We start from the raw sequence: 19,688 nt of genomic DNA, 5'->3' as shown, positions 1-19,688 counted from the left end.
TAAAAATGTCCAAATGACACATGTAAAGTTTAGCTAATCTGACAACAAAATAAAACTCAGCCTTATGAATCTAAAAGCAGCACAATTAGACGTTGATACATGGATTAAAGAACACGGTGTTCGTTACTTCAATGAACTCACAAACATGGCGCAACTAACGGAAGAAGTTGGCGAAGTAGCACGAATTATTGCTCGTCGTTATGGAGAACAAAGCGAAAAAGAAAGTGACAAAAACAAAGATTTAGGCGAAGAATTGGCAGATGTAGTTTTTGTCGTATTATGTTTGGCAAATCAGACAGGAATTGACTTACAAGAAGCATTTGATAAAAAAATGGACAAAAAAACCAAACGTGATCACGATCGTCATCACAACAACGAAAAATTGAAATAAATTAGTTCAATTCGTCATATCGAGCGTATTCGAAATCGCTCAAAAATGCAAATTGAGTTTTTATAAAAAAGGAATAATGAACATAAAGCTTCAAAAATCAACACTTCACAAACAATCAAAAATAGCAATCACAGGTTCCAAAAGTGAATCGAACCGATTGTTACTACTACAAGCTTTATACGCGAATATTTCTATTGCAAATATCTCAAATTCAGACGACGCAACGCTCATGCAAAAAGCATTGAAATCTTCTGATTCTGTAAAAGACATTCATCATGCAGGAACGGCAATGCGTTTCCTAACAGCGTATTATGCAACACAAGAAGGACAAAAAATTACACTAACAGGTTCTTCGCGTATGCAAGAACGTCCGATACAAATCCTCGTTGAAGCATTGCAACAATTAGGAGCAGACATTCAATACACAAAAAATGAAGGATATCCGCCATTACACATACAAGGTAAAACGCTACAGGGAAATCAAGTTACATTGGCGGCAAACGTAAGTAGCCAGTACATTTCTGCATTACTATTAATTGCGCCAACGTTGGAAAACGGTTTAACACTTACGCTAAACGGGAAAATTACGTCGGTTCCGTATATTAACATGACACTTGCTTTGTTGAATCAATTAGGTGTGCAGACAAACTTTGAAGGAAATACAATCACAGTTTCACATTTTGAAGCAACGCAAGAAACGAAACACTTTACGGTAGAATCTGATTGGAGTTCGGCTTCGTATTTCTACAGTTTGGTCGCGCTAAGCGAAATAGAAACCACAATCACACTTTCGGCGTACAAAGAAAATAGTTTACAGGGAGATTCGTGCCTAGCGGAAATCTATCAAAAATTTGGAGTAACGACTGTATTCAACGAAAACACAATCACGCTTACCAAAACGCATGAAGCAACTCAGGAAACTATTAAGCTTGACTTAAAAAATGCGCCAGATATTGCACAAACCATTGCGGTAACTGCTTTTGGATTGCAACTGTCATGCGAAATGATCGGATTGCACACGCTCAAAATAAAAGAAACAGATCGGTTAGTTGCACTCAAAGTAGAATTGGAGAAATTGGGCGCTAATGTTGATATCACAGACAAATCGTTGCACTTGCACAAAGCTTCAAAAATAAACGAAAACGTTACCATTGCAACTTACAAAGATCATCGAATGGCAATGGCATTTGCACCTTTAGCACTGCGCGTTCCTATAGAAATAGAAAAGGCAGATGTAGTGTCAAAATCGTTTCCTGACTTTTGGAAAGATTTGGAAACCATTGGCATAAACAGTCATTAAACAAAATACCTAGAAAAAAACTCCTTAAATACTTGACAACGCCTATTTTGAGATTGTATATTTGCCATTCTTAAAAATAACATAAAAGACTTATGGCAAAAAAGCTATCGCATTTCAATTTTGATCTTCCTGAAGATTTATTAGCTGAATATCCTTCTGAACACAGAGATGAAGCACGTTTGATGGTGTTAAATCGTGAAAAACAAACGATTGAGCACAAACAATTCAAAGACTTAGTTGATTATTTCGATGAAGGAGATGTAATGGTGTTAAACAATACAAAAGTATTTCCTGCAAGATTATTTGGAAACAAAGAAAAAACAGGCGCACGCATCGAAGTCTTTTTATTAAGAGAATTAAACGAAGAACAACGTTTATGGGATGTTTTAGTAGATCCTGCTCGTAAAATCCGAATTGGAAACAAATTATATTTTGGAGAAGATGAAAGCTTAGTCGCTGAGGTTATTGACAATACAACGTCAAGAGGTCGTACGTTACGTTTCTTATATGATGGTTCTTATGAAGAATTCAGAACAAAATTAGGAGAACTTGGGCAAACGCCACTTCCAAAATACATCAAAAGAGACGTAGAGCCAGAAGATGAAGAACGTTACCAAACGATTTATGCAAAAGAAGAAGGAGCTGTAGCGGCACCAACGGCAGGTTTACATTTTTCAAAACACTTACTAAAGCGTTTAGAAATTAAAGGAATCGATTTCTCTGAAATTACATTGCACGTAGGTTTAGGAACATTCAATCCTGTAGAAGTAGAAGATTTATCGAAGCATAAAATGGATTCGGAAGAATTAAAAATCGAATCTCCAGCGGTAGAAACAGTAAACAATGCAAAAATCAAAAAGAAAAGAGTATGTGCTGTAGGAACCACAGTAATGCGTGCTTTAGAAAGCTCTGTTTCTTCAGACTTAACATTGAATGAATACGAAGGTTGGACAAACAAATTCATCTTTCCTCCATACGAATTCAGTATTGCAAACTGTATGATTACAAACTTTCATACACCAAAATCAACGTTACTAATGATGGTTTCGGCATTTGCAGGACACGATTTTATCCTCAAAGCATATGAAGAAGCAATCAAAGAAGGATACCAATTCTATTCGTACGGAGATGCAATGTTGATTCTGTAAAAAAGAAAATACATACAACATATATTTAAAATCCTGTCTTTCGGCAGGATTTTGTTATTTAACGCGAATTCGACGTAAAAATTTAGTTTGATAGTTTTCTTTTCCGAAGTATAGCAGGGATTTTCCGTTAAAAATTTTTGAAGCCTTGGAAAAAATTTAGGAAAATTCATGCGGTTTTAGTTTTTTTCAAAAAGAAAAACTAAAAATACCTCTGGAAAAGTTCCCTTTCTTTTGTTTCTTTTCTTTGGGAAAGCAAAGAAAATGAAAATAAGACACAGAAAATGTGGTATTTAGCAAAGAGTTTCTAAGCTCAATTATAAATATGAATTGAATCACTTATATCGAACTGACGTTATTTATACAAGATTCCCAACCAAAAACACATGTGAACTTTTATTCGGTTTGTTTTTTGCTACATTTAAAGTGTACAACTCGTTATGAAACAAAACGTTGTGTACATTCTTAAAATAAAAACCATCCATTCATGAAAACAAGTATTTTACACGTATTCTTCTGTTTACTTCTCATTAATTACGCTTTTGCACAATCTGGAAATAAAACCATGAAAGTATTAAAAGTCATTGCAAATAGTACCGTTTCGTATCAAGGTAACGTAGCAGCTGGACAACAACTTCAAGATTTATCTTGGGCATCCAATAGTAGTGTGGCTTGTTTTCCTGCAACAAAAAATAAAAAATTCTCAGGAAATCATGTTTTCTATACGACAACAATACCGAAACGTTCTGAAATGTTTATCAAAGTTATTCCGAAAAATAAAAGTCAAAAATTTAGTCTATATGCGTATCTCGTTGGTGCAAACAATGAACAATTACCACCAAATCTGAACAGTTGTATTACGTGTGAAGCCGATTACACTTGGGATTACAAACGACGTGGAAAAACACAAGATCATACGCGTCAAGTTCGACTGAATGCAATTAACAGACCGTACAAAGTTGTCATCGGAGTTGTTGGCGAAGAAGGTTTAAAAAACGGAGATTTTACATTAGAAATAAAACTAAATGGAGGAGAAGAAGCACCACAATCAACGGATACAATAGAAGTCATAAACATACCGATAAAAAGTGCAGTTACAACCGTAAATGGAAATCTTGAAACTGGCGCTATCATAAGCGATTTGTCGTGGGCTGCTAATAGTAGTATGGCTTGTTTTCCTTCAATTCAAAACAAAAAATTCTCTGGGAAACATGTTTTATACGAAACGATGATTCCAAAGAATTCCGAAATGTTTATCAAAGTCATTCCAAAAAATAAAAATCAAAACTTTAGTCTATATGCATATCAAGTTGGTGTCACTAATGAACAATTGCCGCCAAATGTAAGTAGTTGTGTCACCTGCGAAGCCGATTACAAATGGGATCGTAAATGGCGCGGAAAAACACAAGATCATACCCGAAAAGTACGAGTCAATGCTATAAACCGTCCTTATAAAATAGTAATTGGTGTTGTTGGTGCAGAAAATTTGATGGAAGGAGATTTTGAATTGGAAATCGTAATAAAAGGAAGATAAACGACAAGTTTTCTATTTTCAATTGCTTCATTTTTAAATTTATACATTGATGCCGTAACAAAATTAAAAACTCGCAAATTCTCATTACTTTTGCAGCATGGAGCAAGTGGCTAAAAAAGACATACGTGCATTGAGCAAAGAACAACTTCGTGATTTTTTTGTATCAGAAGGAGACAAAGCTTTTCGTGGAAATCAAGTTTATGAATGGTTGTGGCAAAAAGGCGCACATAGTTTTGACGACATGACTAACATTTCGAAAGAAACACGTAAAATGTTAGAAGACAACTTTGTTATCAATCATATTCGGGTAGACAAAATGCAACGAAGTTCTGACGGAACTATCAAAAATGCAGTACGCTTGCACGATGGATTAATTGTAGAATCTGTTTTAATTCCCACAAGTACACGAACAACAGCATGTGTTTCTAGTCAGGTTGGATGTAGTTTGGACTGTAAATTTTGCGCTACATCACGATTAAAACGTATGCGAAACTTAAATCCTGATGAAATCTACGATCAGGTAATTGCCATAGATCGCGAAAGCAGATTGTACCACAACAGACCGTTATCAAATATAGTATTCATGGGAATGGGCGAACCATTGATGAATTACAACAACGTACTAAAAGCGATTGACAAAATAACTTCGGAAGAAGGTTTAGGAATGTCGCCAAAACGAATCACGGTGTCTACTTCAGGTGTGCCAAAAATGATCAAAAAAATGGCAGATGATGAAGTAAAATTCAAGTTGGCAGTGTCGTTACATTCCGCAATTGATGAAGTTCGAACGGAAATTATGCCGTTTAATGAACACTTTCCACTCAAAGATTTAAAAGAAGCATTGGCGTATTGGTACGACAAAACCAAAAACAAAATTACCTACGAATATGTCGTTTGGGATGGAATCAACGATCAGCAAAAAGATATCAACGCATTGGTAAAGTTTTGTAAAGATGTTCCGAGTAAAGTCAATCTTATCGAATACAATCCAATTGACGATGGACAATTTCAACAAGCGAGCAACAAAGCTATTGATCGTTATGTAGATTCACTTGAACAAAACGGAATTACAGTCACTGTACGACGCTCAAGAGGAAAAGACATTGATGCAGCTTGCGGACAATTGGCGAATAAGGAATAATATCTAATTTGTCAATTTTCAATGTTTTTTTTTTGAACTTTAATCATTCAGAATTATTCAATTTCTATTGGTAAAACATCTAATGTTCTGCCTTCAAGTGCAGGATGATTTTTTGCATATTTGTCAACCTTAAAAATGGCAGGATTTGTTCCAATCGGGTTTTGATATTGCCAAACTACAGTTCCTGCGTCATTAATTTCAACAAGTATTCCATCTCTTCCAGCAGTAATTAATGTATTGCCATTAGCTAAACGTTGTGCTCCAGAAAGTCGTGAAGAAAAAATAAGTTCACTATCATATGACCAACTTGAATTTTCAGGCAGATTCGCCGTATTTGGTGCTAATGAATAGGTTCCGTTTGGAAGTTGTGGAATTAAAATTTCATCCACAGACGATTTGTCACTAAACTTATTATTATTGAATACTAAGAAATTTCCACCTTGATTTTGTGAGTTTCCAATCCATGTAATATCGTGCTGACCAAATAAACGTTGCGTTTCAGCAGTTCCAACGTCATAGGCTTGCGGATTTCCCCAACGATACAATAAATCGCCACCTTTATTGCTATTTCCACCTGTATTTGATGCAGCTTCAGCAGTAGTCGTACTATGATCAATAATCCAAAACTCGTTAAAAACTCTTGAACTTACGACAATCTGATCCAGTTCTTCAATATATTCAATAGCGTTTAAGTGATTAAAATTTGCATCGCCACCAGAAAAATTAATATTGATCAACTCTGGATGCGCTGCAACATTTCCGAAGTTTTCCTTTGTAGCATCAAAATCTTGAACTAAATGATCCCAAACAGACCACTCCCACACAATTGATGCTTGATTGTTTGCAAGCGGCTGTATTTCTATAATCTTACACGGCCATACTTTTCCAGCAAACAGCAAATCAGGATTTCTTCCTTTCGCAATTGCTTCGTAACTTGTTTTATTTTCCCAAACGAGCGCTAATATGTTTCCGTTTGGAAGCAATGCAATATCGTGATGCAATACATAGTTGGGCGTATTGTATTCCCAAAACCACAATTGTTCTCCTTCAAAATTTAAAATTTCGATAGCTCCAGTAGCGCCACCGCCAGTAAACTCACTACTGCCTTGTCGTAACACTCTAATTAAATTTCCTTCATCGGTTAAATATGAAATCAAAGCACTCGTGTCAGATTCCCATTGATGCACCGGAAAACCTTCATTATTGATAAGAAATGTATTGGTTGCACCCAATGGAGAAAATAGTGTGTACGCATCAAAAATATCATTCTCGTATACAACTACAGTATCATTGAGTACTACAGGAATCGGAGCTGCAACAGGATCATCATCTTTACAACTAAAAATAGATAAAATGCAAAACGATAGTAAAAGTGTACGTGTAATTTTTTTCATAACAATTTTGGCAATGATTTAAAAAAAAGTATAATTCTGAAACACAAAATATGCATCTCAGAATTATACTTTAGTACTTTATAATTTTTTCTTTTCGAATTACTTCACAATAATTTTGAACGTTTTCGTTTTATTTGCTGCATTTACTCTCGCAAAATAAACGCCTGCATCAAGAGAATTCAAATTAGCTACGTGCGTATTTGAGTTGAGCGTTGTATTCAAAACTTGCTGTCCTAAACTTGTAAACAAAGTAAATTCAGACATATTTTCTGAGGCTTGTAAAGTTAAGGTTTTCGTGTCGTAATTAATAATATGTTTAAAATTATCAATTGCAACTTCTTCTACACCTAATGTTTCCGTAACACCTACATTAAAAAGCATTAACAGGTTAGGAGAGTTTGTAGTTGTAGCACGTACAGCAATATAATATGTTCCGTCAGAAGGCGGTGTAAAAGGCACTGTGATATTGTATGCTTGCGAAAGTAAATCATTTCCGCCCATATCGCCAAAAACTCCCGACTGCGTAATTCCAGTATACGTTCCTAATAACGATTGGTAAAGTGCGGTTGATGATTGTCCATCTGTAATGTATAATTCAAAACTTTCGTCAGATGTAGTATTAAGATCAAACGCATTATATGTTACAGTTATTCCATATGTATTAGCAGTTGTCATATCTAATCTTTGCGAAAACAACCAATCATTTTTAGCTACTTCGGTTACAGCTTGTGGAAATACAACCATAAAACTATCGTTTGTTCCATCGCCATCTAAGTCGTTTGTATCGGTATTGTATGACCAAACTGGACTTATCATGTCGGCATCTTCAAATCCCCAGCAATCAAGAATAGTTCCATCTAGAAAATCTTCTGAAAACGGGTACGCTGCTGAACCTGTACAATCTCTTTGCGATCTAAATCCAATAGGACCAACCCAGCTACTATCTCCGTTAATACCGCCACAATTGGCACGGATAAAAAAGTCATAATTTGTATTGGCTGTCAATCCTGTAAACTGGTAACTTGTTACGGCTATATTAGAAACCAACGTTCCTGTTCCTTGTGTAAAACCGTCAGCTCCCCATTCTATTTCCCAAGTTGGTGTCCCAGTATTGGTGTCTGTCCAGCTAAGGTCAAATGTAGTTGTAGTTGCTGCATCACCAACAAATCCAGAAGGATCAAGACAAACTGCAGTTGCTTCTGTGAGTGTAAATTCAAAACCAAAAGAACTCCATCTATTGTCCCAAACGATGTAATACGTTGTATTTGCTGTGGTGTTAAATGTTGCTTCCGATAAGTAATTTCCGCCAGGATAATCTACATCATCATTTCCACTAACACAAACCAATGCGCCACACGTTCCTTCATAAATTTGAAGTCTTGTATCTCCGTTGGCATTAGTTGGTAAAATATCAGAGGATACTGTTGCAGATCCTGAAGTTGTTGGCGTGTATGTATACCATTCAGCTGCCGCTGCTGTAGTTGTTCCGCCCGAGCAAATAGTGGTGGTACCTTCTGTTCCGTTAACAGCTGTTACATTGTAGGTTCCAGCAGTTATTGCCGTTGCCGTCGCACAAGTATCTTGCGCAATACCAGCGTACATACAGATTAAAAAAATAAATAAGGCTAAAGTAATTTTTTTCATAAATGCGTGTTTAATTATTAGTGTTTTTTTTTAAATAAAATAATGCTGCTTTCACATGCATAGGGGTTCAGTACGTGCTAAATTTTTAAGATCGAGGTACTTTTATAAGATTGAGATAATATCTAAAGTTATAAAAAAATATATAACTCCACTAGATTCGTGTTTTTTTTATTCAGAATCCAGCATATTTTATGAGATTGATAAAAAAATGATTTAAAAAAATACAAATTATAACCAAATATATGGTGTAACACTATGAAACTGTATAAAGTAGTGTTCATTACAACGAAAATAAAACGACGAATTACATAGCAAAACTGTTTGAATCTTGTTAAAAACTATAAAATCATAGAATTAGTTAATATCTTTACACCCGAATGAAAATAGTTGCGCAGATAAAACAGCCGATAGAAACAGAAATGGAACGCTTTGAAAAAAAGTTTTCCAATTCCATGACTTCCAAAGTGGCGCTTCTCAACAGAATTACACACTACATCGTAAACAGGAAAGGAAAACAAATGCGTCCGATGTTTGTTTTTTTAGTTTCTAAGATGGTTTCTGAAGGTGTTGTAAACGAGCGTACTTATCGTGGCGCTTCTGTCATAGAACTCATTCATACAGCAACCTTAGTTCATGATGATGTAGTAGACGACTCCAACCGAAGAAGAGGTTTTTTCTCCATAAATGCGTTGTGGAAAAATAAAATTGCCGTGCTAGTTGGCGATTATTTACTGTCTAAAGGATTGCTTCTTTCCATAGATAATGGCGATTTTGACTTATTAAAAATTATCTCTGTAGCCGTACGAGAAATGAGTGAAGGCGAATTGTTGCAAATTGAAAAAGCGCGTCGACTGGATATAACAGAAGACATTTACTATGAAATCATTCGACAAAAAACGGCAACACTAATTGCTGCATGTTGTGCCATGGGCGCACGTTCGGTGGATGCTTCTGATGAAGAAGTTGAGCGCATGCGACTCTTTGGCGAATACATTGGTATGGCGTTTCAAATAAAAGACGACTTGTTTGATTATGGCGATACGCAAATAGGAAAACCTACGGGAATTGACATTAAAGAGCAAAAAATGACACTTCCGCTCATCTATGCATTAAATCATTGTACAAAAGAAGAGAAAAAGTGGGTCATTAATTCTGTGAAAAATCACAATAAAGACAAAAAAAGAGTCAAAGAAGTTATTGCTTTCGTAAAAAAAACGGGCGGATTAGAATATGCTACCAAGCAAATGAAACAGTACCAAGAAAAAGCGTTAAAGCTCCTAAATACCTATCCTCAATCAACATACAAAGATTCATTAGAACTCATGGTTAATTACGTGATTGATAGAAAAAAATAATTTTTTTTCAACCGTAGACAACCATTTACACAAAATTTGCGTCTATGTCAATAGAAAGCAACCTGTATAATGAAAGTTATTCAATTACATCTACAAGAAACCAAACTTATAAAACGAGCCAAGCGCAACGATCGGAAAGCGCAGCAAGCTTTATATGCACAGCATGCACCAAAAATGCTCAGTGTTTGTAGATATTACATTTCCAACGTTCATGACGCAGAAGAAACAATGCTTTCAGGATTTTTCAAAGTATTTACAAACATTAAAACCTTTAAAAATGAAGGAAGTTTTGAAGGTTGGATTCGAAGAATAATGGTTCGGGAATCAATTTCTTTTCTTCGTAAAAAACAACATTTACTTGCTGTTGAAGAAATAGAAAACTACACTGAAGTTACCGAGTGTGAAATGGACATTAGTGCTGGAGTTGCAGAAATTCAAAACGCAATTGATGCATTACCACAAGGCTACCGAATAGTATTCAATCTCTATGAAATAGAAGGCTACAAGCATCAAGAAATTGCCAACATGCTAAATATTTCTGTAAGTACATCAAAAACGCAACTGTTTAAAGCAAAAAAAGCGCTTCAAACACAATTACTATCAAAAAAAAACAGAACTAATGAAATCGCATAATATAAAAGACATACTGGAAGAGCGTAGGATGGACGTTTCCGAGAATTCTTGGGAGCAACTTGCGAGTCAATTAGACGCAAATGACAAAAAGAAAACACGTCGCAACATATATCCGTATGCCGCTTGTTTGGCACTATTAATTGGCTTGGCTACCTTTATTATAGGTAAAAATATTGGAGAAAAAGAATCGCAAACTATTGCGAATACTGAAAAAGAAATTCAAATTGAAGAAGCAGTAAAAACACCAAAACAACCAATTTATAAAGACGCAATTGATTCAAAAACAAGCAATGAAGTTATTGTTGTTCAAGAGGAATTACCAAAAAAAGAAGCAACAAAAACTCCAAAAAGAATTGCCACAAAAGCACCAATATTACTAAAAGAAGAAAAAGAAACGGCAGTAGCACTTCAAAAAGAAATTCAAAAACCTGTTGTTGATAAAAATAAAATTGAGTCAAAAATAGTAGTTCCTATCATCACACAAAAAGAAATAGTAGTGGCTGCAAATGATGACATAAAAGCATCAATTATTGAATTGTCGATTGCTGAAAAAATTACAATTACAGATGCTGAAATAGATCAATTAATGAAAGAAGCAACAGCATCACTTTCAGAATTAGACATCAAAAAAGATGACGATACGATGCGATTCGCAACTGCAGACGAATTGCTGAACGAAGTCGAAAACGAGCTCGATACATCCTTCAGGCAAAAAGTGTTTGAAATCATCAAGAAAAATTTCAAAAAAGGTAAAACACTACTTGCCGATCGAAATTAAATAAAACAAAAAACGTATTAATTGGTGAATAATTCACCCAAAACAAAGCACATGAAAACAACTACACTGTATTTATGCCTGATATTCCTATGCGTAAACTTTACGATGCAGGCACAACAAAAAGACTCTATTCAACTCAAAAAAGAACAGGAAAAACGTTACTTAAAAGAGCAATTGCGAATCATTGAAGCTGATGAAAAACGCATCTTAAAATTTGAAATAGAGAAAATAAACAAAAAGCTTGAAAAGGGTAAAATCACTGAAAAGGAAGCAGAAAAACAAAAGAAAAAAGCAGCAATGCTAGCCGCAGCAACAATTGAATATCGTATGGCAAAAACCAAACGTGAAATGCTAACCGATTATTACATTCAAGAAAGAGGAAGTTTTATTCGTTTTGGAGAAGTATTTGACACAAGAAAAATTAGAAAAAGAGCTCCAAAATACGACAGACGAACATATTTAGACATTGTAGCAGGATTTGGTTTTGCAAATGTCATACAAGATGGAAAAAGCTTGAGCAACTCTGACTATAAATTCAATGTAGTGGGTCACTCAGAAATCGGATTCACATTTCGAACACGAGTCTTTAAAAACACAAACATTTTACGTTTCAAATATGGGCTTTCGTTCAATATGCAAACATTGCAACCAACAGGAAACAGATACTTTGTGCAAAACGGTAATCAAACAACGCTAGAAGTACATGACTTCAAACTCAAAAAATCACAACTTCGAATTCCGAGTCTAACCATTCCGTTATACTTTGAAATTGGACCGTACAATAAAACAGAAAAAGGAAAATTTGTCAGATACAACACACGAAAAAAAGTAAAATTGGGACTTGGTGGTTATGTTGGATTTAATTTAAAACCAACGCAAGTATTACGATATGAGGAATTTGGAACGAATGTGCAAGAAAATGAACGTAGAAACTTTAATGTCAATTCATTTGCTTACGGTGTTGGCGCTTATGTTGGTTGGGATGATTTAGCGCTATTTTGTAAATACGATTTATCTCCAATATTCAAAGATCCAAATCCCGAACAGCGAAATATATCTTTTGGTGTACGATTGGATGTATTCTAAAATGGGTATGCGATACTAATAATTCGATGTAAGATACTTTTATGAAAATGAAAAATTTTAACACACTGTATAGTATAAAAGGAGATATGTGTATATATCTCCTTTTACGTTTTCAAAATTAAATTTCGATTCTTCTTATCTCACTATCTAATGTCAATTGGAATTGGACAATATCTAGATGGACAGAAGTTTGACGGACAAAAATCCGATGGGCATCCGTTAGACGGACATCCATTAGATGGACAAAAATCCGACGGGCAAAAATCTGATGGACAATAATCCGAATCCGTCACAATAATTGGACCGTCAACAAGGATTCCTCCTCTAACTTGGTTGCGACTCAAATTAGAAATTGCTTTTTTGTTCAAAGCTAGTTTCTGTAAACTCTTCTTCTTTTTTTTCATGATTTCAGAATTTAATAGTTAATAGATTGTGTTAATAAAAATTACTTTCAATTAGATGAAAATAATGTAACTGGTTAATTACTAACTCAATATATAAAATTTTAAGTTAATTTTAGTAAGGTAAAACCGTAATTTTAGTTGTATTTGTATTATCATAGAGAAAGAAAAGTAGTATTTAAAATACATTTGCGAGTTTTTGACAAAGAAATTGGCTACATTTTTTTAATATATGTGTTGCAGAAATACGCTTTTTATTTTTGTGCAAATATTGATGAAAACTTAGTATTTTTGAAGTCCATTCCTAAAAAAGCTAAAACCATTGATTTCAAAATCGACTATAGACGCAGTATTTGACGCTTCTCGCGTAGAAGAAGTTATTGGCGATTTTGTGCAACTCAAAAAATCGGGAAGTAATTTCAAAGGCTTAAGTCCATTCTCAGACGAACGTACACCTTCATTTATGGTGTCGCCCGTAAAACAAATTTGGAAAGATTTCAGTTCTGGAAAAGGAGGAAATGCAGTAGCTTTTTTAATGGAGCACGAGCATTTTACCTATCCAGAAGCCATTCGATATTTGGCAAATAAATATGGAATAGAAATAGAGGAAACCGAACGTACAGACGAAGAAAAGGCACTTGCCAACGAAAAAGAAAGTATGTATTTGGTTTCTGAATGTGCCAAAAAGTACCATCAAGATGTACTTTGGGAATCTCCGCAAGGAAAAGCAATTGGACTCACATATTTCAAAGAAAGAGGTTTTACGACGGAAACCATCAAAAAATTTGGATTAGGTTTTGCGTTGGACGAATGGAGTGCATTTACAGACAATGCCTTAAAAGAAGGTTACAATCTTACCTATCTTGAAAAAACAGGACTTACCATTGTAAAAGGCGAAAAACGGTTTGATCGTTTCAAAGGAAGAGTCATGTTTCCCATTCATAGCATGAGTGGACGTGTGCTTGGTTTTGGTGGACGAATTTTGACAAATGACAAAAAAGCTGCCAAATATCTCAATTCGCCCGAAAGTGATATTTACCACAAAAGTAAAGTCTTATACGGTTTATACTATGCCAAACAAGCCATTGCGAAAGAAGACAACTGTTATTTGGTAGAAGGTTATACGGATGTAATTCAAATGCATCAGGCAGGAATTCACAATGTAGTTTCTTCCTCAGGAACGGCGTTAACGTCGGATCAAATTCGTTTGATCAATCGGTTAACAAAAAACATTACAGTATTATACGATGGCGATGCGGCGGGAATTCGTGCGTCGCTTCGTGGAGTAGATTTAATTCTAGAACAAGGTATGAATGTACGCGTATGTACGTTCCCAGAAGGAGAAGATCCTGATAGTTTTGCCAAAAATAACGCGGTTGAAGATGTCTTGGAATACTTTGAAAACAACGTAAAAGATTTTATCAGTTACAAAGCTTCCTTATTGATGGAAGTTGCCAAAAACGATCCGATCAAAAAGGCAGAAGTTATCAATGATATGATGTCGAGTATCTCCAAAGTATCCGATCGAATCAAGCAAGAATTATATCTTCGTGAAACGTCTCGCATCATGGACATTTCGGAAGAAGTGCTATTTGCAACCTTGGCACAGCTTCAAAACAAAGACATCAAAGAAGCCAACAAGCAAGCAAGACAGGAAAAAAAGGCGTTTGAAGTTATCAAAACTGAGAAAAAAGCCGAAACGGTAGATGTTCAATATGTGTTGGAACGAAAAATCATTGAAATATTGTTGCTATATGGAAATATGGAAACCACTTTTGAAGATTTAATCTTAAAAGAAGATGATGAAGGCGAACTAAAAATGGAGCGTGAACTCTTTGAAGCACGTGTATTTGAAAAACTCTATCTCGATTTGCAACAAGATGAAATAGACTTGGCAAATGAAAAATTCAAAGCCATATATTACAAAGCTATTGAACGTCTTAACGAAACTGGGAATTTAGAAATAGACACATTTGTCAACGAAATAGAACCTGAAATTGCAACTGAAGTTACAGACATTCTCATGCGTGAAGAACGATATGAACTCCACAATTGGGAAGCGCAAAATATCTTTGTAAAACCAAAAGAAGAAACCATTGCACAACTCACAAGTGAAACTATTTTGACTTTGCGTTGTTTCCTAATCAATCTTAAAATAGAAGAACTCAAACAAAGTTTACAGCAAGATACAAAGGTGGAAGAATTGCAAAGTGTGTTGGAAGAAATTAAAGACTACATTTTTCTCAAAAAATCACTTTCTGAACAGTTGAAAAGAGTGTTGTAAAAAATTAAACTCATAGATCGAGAATATTTTATCACGAATACACGAATATATACAGTTAAAAATCTCAAACGTCACATCGATTGGTTTCTCGTAATAAAATGAAGGAAAACTGTATCGAGATGCGTTTATAAAACTAAATTTACTTCATAAAAAATGATGACATGCAAAAATTCACAAAGGAATTATGCACATCATCATAAAATCTTTTTACTGTCGTAAAGAAAAACTCTTTACAAATGCAATTACAGTAACTCTAATGCTTTCGCTTGCTGTAGCAAGTCAACTAAGTTGTCTACGTTCAACTTACGCATTAGGCGAGCCTTATACGTGCTCACAGTTTTTTCATTCAGATTTAACTCTTCAGCAACATGCTTGTTACGTTTACCAGAAGCTAAAAGTTTTAAAACTTCTACTTCTCTTGTAGACAAACGTCTGAAGAATCTGCGGGGTTTGTTTGTGCTTTCGTCAAATGCTAAGCGTTGTGCTAATTCGTTGCTGATATAGATGCCTCCATTTGCAACTTTAATAATAGCGTCCTTAATAACATTTGTAGCGACAGATTTGGATAAGTAACCAGAAGCTCCAGCTCTTAATGTGCTTACAGCGTAAACATCTTCTGAGTGTGAGCTAAACATGATTACTTTCACGTCAGCGAAGTCTTTTTTAAGTCTTCTTAAAGCAGTAATACCATTGACTTCAGGAATATCCATCTCTAATAAAACAACGTCTACTTGCTCTTGACTAATAAAGTCAAAAAGCTCGGAAGTTGTAGCAGCTTTGCCTACTACATCAATCTCTGTAGAGTTCTTGAATAAAGATTTTACTCCTTTTCGAACAATGGGATGATTGTCTGCAATTAATACTTTAACCATAATTTAGTTTTTAAAGTTATTATTGAATCAGACCATCACATAAAGAAAGGTTCGGTATTTCATGCTAACACAAAATCGAATCAATTTTTATTTCAGGTTTAGGGGGTCTGTAGCAACAAATTTAAACAAATTTTTATAAAAATGATTAAAAAAGAAGATTTTTTATGTCAGATTTTGCGGTATTTCGCAGACTGGAATTGGCGTCATTTTATGTTGATTTGCAGAATTGAATCGCTTATAAATACTGAAAACTTCCCTTTCACGTCCTGAGAAATCTTCTACTGTTTTGCCAGCAGTATGCATACGCATTGCCCATTCTAGCTCGTCATAGTTGGCTCCAATTTGATCTTCGTCGCTTCTAGCATCGCCAAATAAACCATCAGAAGGCGCTGCTTTCATGATCGATTCTGGCACTTCTAATGCAGCACCAAGAAGATACACTTCACTCTTCATTAAATCTGCAATCGGACTCAAATCGACACCGCCATCTCCATATTTTGTGTAAAAACCTACACCAAAGTCTTCAACTTTATTTCCAGTTCCTGCCACCAATCGTCCTAATAATCCTGCATGATAATACAAAGTAGTCATGCGCAAACGTGCTCGTGTATTCGCCAATGCCATATCAACCGTTGCTTGCTTTCCTTCTAAGGAAACTTCCGTTTTAAATTCTTCAAAAACGGGTGTCAAATCTACACGCACATCACTTACATTGTCAAAACGTTCTTTTAATTGTTTTATATGTTCCTGCGCACGTGTTACATGACTTTGCGCTTGATGAATTGGCATTTCTATGCACAAGGTTGGTAAACCCGTTTTTGCACACAGTGTTGAAGTGACCGCAGAATCAATTCCTCCAGAAACACCAACAACAAATCCGTTTACCTTTGCATTTGTAGCATACGTTTTTAACCAATTCACGATATGTTCAATAACCTTATCCGTTTTCATCTATATTATTTTTAGTTTAGTAATTATATCAAATAGAATTTGCCAACAATCATTTCTGTTGTCATCAACGGAATTATGATGGCTAATTTCATGTATTTCGATTTTTTTACAAGATAAAAAAAGTAAATTTGCAAGCAAAAATAAGCTGTAGAATAAAATTCGTTAAACAGCGTTACATCTAAGGTCTATCATATCAAAAAATCATCATGAAAAAAATACTGTATGTGTGTTGTGTGCTCTTTATTGTGAGTTGTGCAAAAGAAAATCCGTTAGAAAAAGAAATTGCAGCAATTCCTGTTGATCTGAATATTGTACGATTTGATCAAGTTTTTCTCAATGCAACACCTTCCGATTTGCCAAAACTAAAAGAGGCATATCCGTTATTTTTTCCAAACACAGTGCCCGATTCTACTTGGGTGTACACCATGCGCGATCCGTTGCAAAAAGAACTAAAGCAAGAAATTGATGCCGTTTTTGAAGATTTTGCGCCTGTACAACAAGATGTGAAATCTGTGCTACAACACATGGAATATTACTTTCCTGAATACAATACTCCAAAAATATATACGGTAACAACGGAAGACTATCGCAAAAAAGTCATTCTATATAAAGATATGATTTTGATTGCGTTAAATACATATTTAGGCGCCGATCATAAATATTATGAAGGAATTCAGCAATACATTGTGCAAAACTTTAGGAAAGAAATGATTCCTGTAGACATTGCAACGGAATTCGCATACATACAAATACCGCCAATGCGCGAGCGAACATTTCTAGGGAAAATAATTTTTCATGGAAAAGCACAATATATCAAATCGTTATTAGTGCCAAATGTTTCCGAGGCAATGCAATTTGGATATACACCACAACAAATAGATTGGGCAGCTGCCAATGAAGCACAAGTTTGGACATACTTTGTAGAAAAAGAATTAGTATACAGTACGGAAAATAAACTAGACAACAGATTTATCAATATGGCGCCTTTCTCTAAATTTTATTTAGAAATAGACAATGAATCGCCAGGAGGAATTGGCACCTACATTGGCTATCAAATTGTAAAGGCATACATGAAAAATAATGACGTATCTTTGCAAGAATTATTAAGAAAATCGGCAAAAGAAATTTTTAACAACTCAAAGTACAAACCCAAAAAGTAATGGCGAATAAACTCAAGTCAGAAATCAAAATTGCAGTAAGCGTTGATGAAAATAATATTCCAGAAAAAATTAACTGGACCGCAAAAGATGGTGGAATTAATGACGAAGCTACAAAGGCAGTAATGTTGTCCGTTTGGGATGACAAAGCGCAAGAGAGTTTGCGTATCGATTTGTGGACAAAAGACATGCCAGTTGATGAAATGAAGGTGTTTTATCATCAAACATTAGTATCTATGGCACGTACTTTTCAACGTGCGACAAATGATGAAAAAATGAGCGCAACCATGTTAGATTTTTGCGATTATTTCGCTGAAAAATTAGATATTCTTAAAAAGTAAGCTTTCGCTGAAATGTACTCAGAAATACTTGAAAATTGAGGTTTTAGTCTTTCTCTAAAATCTCAATTTTTGTTTTAATAGAGCCGCGTTCTTCCAATCGGATAATCTTTAAAATAAGTTTTCCTATAAACCCTGGATCAATTACCAATTTTACTTTATCAGCTACTCTTTCATCTCGGTTTGCAATTAGTTGTGGCCAGTTGGTTTCAGGTGCGTTCGCTAAAGAAGTTGCGTATTTCCATGCGCCATCTCGGGCAAGTTTCATACTGAAATCGATTATAATAGTATCAAACTCTCGGGTAACTTTCAAAATTTTTGCAAGCGTTCTCCAAATCAGCGACAATTCTTCTTCCACATCATGCACCAATTCGCCCAAAATCACATTAATCTTATCAAAATCATCCTTCAAATCCTGAATATTCTTACCTTTCATCACTTCGGCAGCGGCAATTCCTAAATCGAGATTAATATGCGCATTCATGCCCAGCAATAAATGTTGCAGTACAATAAACCAATAATCATCAGCTTTGTCAAACGCAACTTGCCATGAAGTACTAGGCGAAACACCGTTTTTATACTCAGTATACGCTTGCAAATACCGATTGGCGAAAATGACGTCCAACTGTTCCATACGCGGATTATCGTCAAAAAAATCAGTTTCAATGCCTTCTTTTACCTTGCAAGTTACTTTTTGGTACAGTGCCGCAAAATAGCCCATTGTATTTGGTATTTCTTTATTCTCTTCGATAATGAGATCGAGAAACGAAATCACTTCATCAATCGTAGTTGCTTGCATGGTGTTTAATTTTGGTCAACTAAAAGTATGAAATTCTGTAAAAAGTTGAAAAGGAAACTTGGTTTTATACGACACATGTTTAGTATTGAGATATGAGAATTGAGAAAATAGAGTAAAGAACGAATAACGAATTTTGAAATTATGAATGTTGAATGATAAATTTTAAATGTTAAATGAAGATCAATTTCAACTGAACAAAGAACAGAGAACAGAGAACAAATAACGAATAACGAATTTTGAAATTATGAATGTTGAATGCTAAATTATAAATGTTAAATGAAGATTAATTTCAACTGAACAGAGAACAAATAACAAATAACGAATAACAAATAACGAATAACGAATAACGAATTTTGAAATGTTGAATGCTAAATTATAAATTTTAAATGAAGATTAATTTTAACTAAACAAAGAACAGAGAACAAAGAACAAATAACGAATTTTAAATTGAAAATGTCACATCTGTAAAGGTTAAGTAATTCGTT

The 19,688-nt window shown here is 34.8% G+C and carries 18 protein-coding genes; 12 read left to right on the top strand and 6 right to left on the bottom strand.

Features of this window, described 5'->3' with window-relative positions; translation table 11 throughout:
- The first annotated feature begins 64 nt into the window (after positions 1-64).
- The 5 genes from AA089_RS20865 (at position 65) to rlmN (ending at position 5,511) form a co-directional block, all read left to right on the top strand.
- Complete coding sequence (locus tag AA089_RS20865; RefSeq protein ID WP_046758952.1) at positions 65-391, top strand: nucleotide pyrophosphohydrolase; 327 nt, start codon at positions 65-67, stop codon at positions 389-391.
- A 76-nt stretch (positions 392-467) separates the two neighbouring features.
- Positions 468-1,691 carry a 3-phosphoshikimate 1-carboxyvinyltransferase gene (locus AA089_RS20860; protein ID WP_046758951.1) on the top strand — a complete coding sequence of 408 codons (1,224 nt, stop codon included), beginning with the start codon at positions 468-470 and terminating at the stop codon, positions 1,689-1,691.
- Positions 1,692-1,783: 92 nt separating this feature from the next.
- On the top strand, positions 1,784-2,839 hold the full coding sequence (gene queA, locus AA089_RS20855) for a tRNA preQ1(34) S-adenosylmethionine ribosyltransferase-isomerase QueA (RefSeq protein WP_046758950.1): 1,056 nt from the start codon (positions 1,784-1,786) through the stop codon (positions 2,837-2,839).
- A gap of 484 nt (positions 2,840-3,323) precedes the next feature.
- Complete coding sequence (locus AA089_RS25030; RefSeq protein WP_064972234.1) at positions 3,324-4,370, top strand: hypothetical protein; 1,047 nt, start codon at positions 3,324-3,326, stop codon at positions 4,368-4,370.
- Positions 4,371-4,467: 97 nt separating this feature from the next.
- Complete coding sequence (rlmN, locus tag AA089_RS20845; RefSeq protein WP_046758949.1) at positions 4,468-5,511, top strand: 23S rRNA (adenine(2503)-C(2))-methyltransferase RlmN; 1,044 nt, start codon at positions 4,468-4,470, stop codon at positions 5,509-5,511.
- A gap of 53 nt (positions 5,512-5,564) precedes the next feature.
- Here the strand turns inward: rlmN and AA089_RS20840 are convergent, their stop codons facing one another.
- The gene (locus tag AA089_RS20840; RefSeq protein ID WP_053002617.1) at positions 5,565-6,905 is read right to left on the bottom strand and encodes an aryl-sulfate sulfotransferase; all 1,341 of its coding nucleotides are present in this window, start codon (positions 6,903-6,905) and stop codon (positions 5,565-5,567) included.
- A 99-nt stretch (positions 6,906-7,004) separates the two neighbouring features.
- Positions 7,005-8,549 (bottom strand): T9SS type A sorting domain-containing protein, encoded by a 1,545-nt coding sequence (locus AA089_RS20835; protein ID WP_046758948.1) that lies wholly within the window; start codon positions 8,547-8,549, stop codon positions 7,005-7,007.
- Between the two features lie 377 nt (positions 8,550-8,926).
- Between AA089_RS20835 and AA089_RS20830 the strand changes: the two genes are divergently transcribed.
- The 4 genes from AA089_RS20830 (at position 8,927) to AA089_RS20815 (ending at position 12,401) form a co-directional block, all read left to right on the top strand.
- Positions 8,927-9,904: a polyprenyl synthetase family protein gene (locus AA089_RS20830; protein ID WP_046758947.1), complete on the top strand. Its 978-nt coding sequence runs from the start codon at positions 8,927-8,929 to the stop codon at positions 9,902-9,904.
- A 69-nt stretch (positions 9,905-9,973) separates the two neighbouring features.
- Positions 9,974-10,537 carry an RNA polymerase sigma factor gene (locus tag AA089_RS20825; RefSeq protein WP_046758946.1) on the top strand — a complete coding sequence of 188 codons (564 nt, stop codon included), beginning with the start codon at positions 9,974-9,976 and terminating at the stop codon, positions 10,535-10,537.
- Entirely contained in the window at positions 10,524-11,315 is a 792-nt protein-coding gene (locus AA089_RS20820; RefSeq protein WP_046758945.1) for a hypothetical protein, read from the top strand. Before AA089_RS20825 ends, AA089_RS20820 begins: the two co-directional genes overlap by 14 nt.
- A gap of 51 nt (positions 11,316-11,366) precedes the next feature.
- On the top strand, positions 11,367-12,401 hold the full coding sequence (locus tag AA089_RS20815; protein WP_046758944.1) for a porin family protein: 1,035 nt from the start codon (positions 11,367-11,369) through the stop codon (positions 12,399-12,401).
- A gap of 143 nt (positions 12,402-12,544) precedes the next feature.
- Here the strand turns inward: AA089_RS20815 and AA089_RS25845 are convergent, their stop codons facing one another.
- Positions 12,545-12,805, bottom strand: a complete 261-nt coding sequence (locus AA089_RS25845; protein ID WP_193786563.1) for a Cys-every-fifth RiPP peptide CefA — start codon at positions 12,803-12,805, stop codon at positions 12,545-12,547.
- A gap of 319 nt (positions 12,806-13,124) precedes the next feature.
- Here AA089_RS25845 and dnaG point away from each other — a divergent pair, with 319 nt between their 5' ends.
- Positions 13,125-15,086, top strand: a complete 1,962-nt coding sequence (gene dnaG / locus AA089_RS20805) for a DNA primase (protein WP_046758942.1) — start codon at positions 13,125-13,127, stop codon at positions 15,084-15,086.
- A gap of 242 nt (positions 15,087-15,328) precedes the next feature.
- On the opposite strand, the gene AA089_RS20800 is transcribed toward dnaG, so the two are convergent.
- Both AA089_RS20800 and nadE read right to left on the bottom strand, forming a co-directional pair.
- Positions 15,329-15,958, bottom strand: a complete 630-nt coding sequence (locus AA089_RS20800) for a response regulator (protein ID WP_046758941.1) — start codon at positions 15,956-15,958, stop codon at positions 15,329-15,331.
- A 162-nt stretch (positions 15,959-16,120) separates the two neighbouring features.
- Positions 16,121-16,909, bottom strand: coding sequence for an NAD(+) synthase (gene nadE / locus AA089_RS20795; protein WP_046758940.1), 789 nt, complete (start codon positions 16,907-16,909; stop codon positions 16,121-16,123).
- A gap of 206 nt (positions 16,910-17,115) precedes the next feature.
- On the opposite strand from nadE, the gene gldB reads away from it, so the two are divergent.
- Positions 17,116-18,069 carry a gliding motility lipoprotein GldB gene (gene gldB, locus AA089_RS20790; protein ID WP_046758939.1) on the top strand — a complete coding sequence of 318 codons (954 nt, stop codon included), beginning with the start codon at positions 17,116-17,118 and terminating at the stop codon, positions 18,067-18,069.
- Complete coding sequence (gldC, locus tag AA089_RS20785) at positions 18,069-18,407, top strand: gliding motility protein GldC (protein WP_046758938.1); 339 nt, start codon at positions 18,069-18,071, stop codon at positions 18,405-18,407. The genes gldB and gldC overlap by 1 nt, the downstream gene beginning before the upstream one ends.
- Positions 18,408-18,450: 43 nt before the next feature.
- On the opposite strand, the gene AA089_RS20780 is transcribed toward gldC, so the two are convergent.
- Positions 18,451-19,203, bottom strand: coding sequence for a DUF5995 family protein (locus AA089_RS20780; protein WP_046758937.1), 753 nt, complete (start codon positions 19,201-19,203; stop codon positions 18,451-18,453).
- Between the last annotated feature and the right edge of the window lie 485 nt (positions 19,204-19,688).

This window comes from Kordia jejudonensis, from assembly GCF_001005315.1.
GTDB lineage: Bacteria > Bacteroidota > Bacteroidia > Flavobacteriales > Flavobacteriaceae > Kordia > Kordia jejudonensis.
Note: the sequence above shows the minus strand (reverse complement) of the source record. Positions and strands in the feature narration are given on the sequence as shown.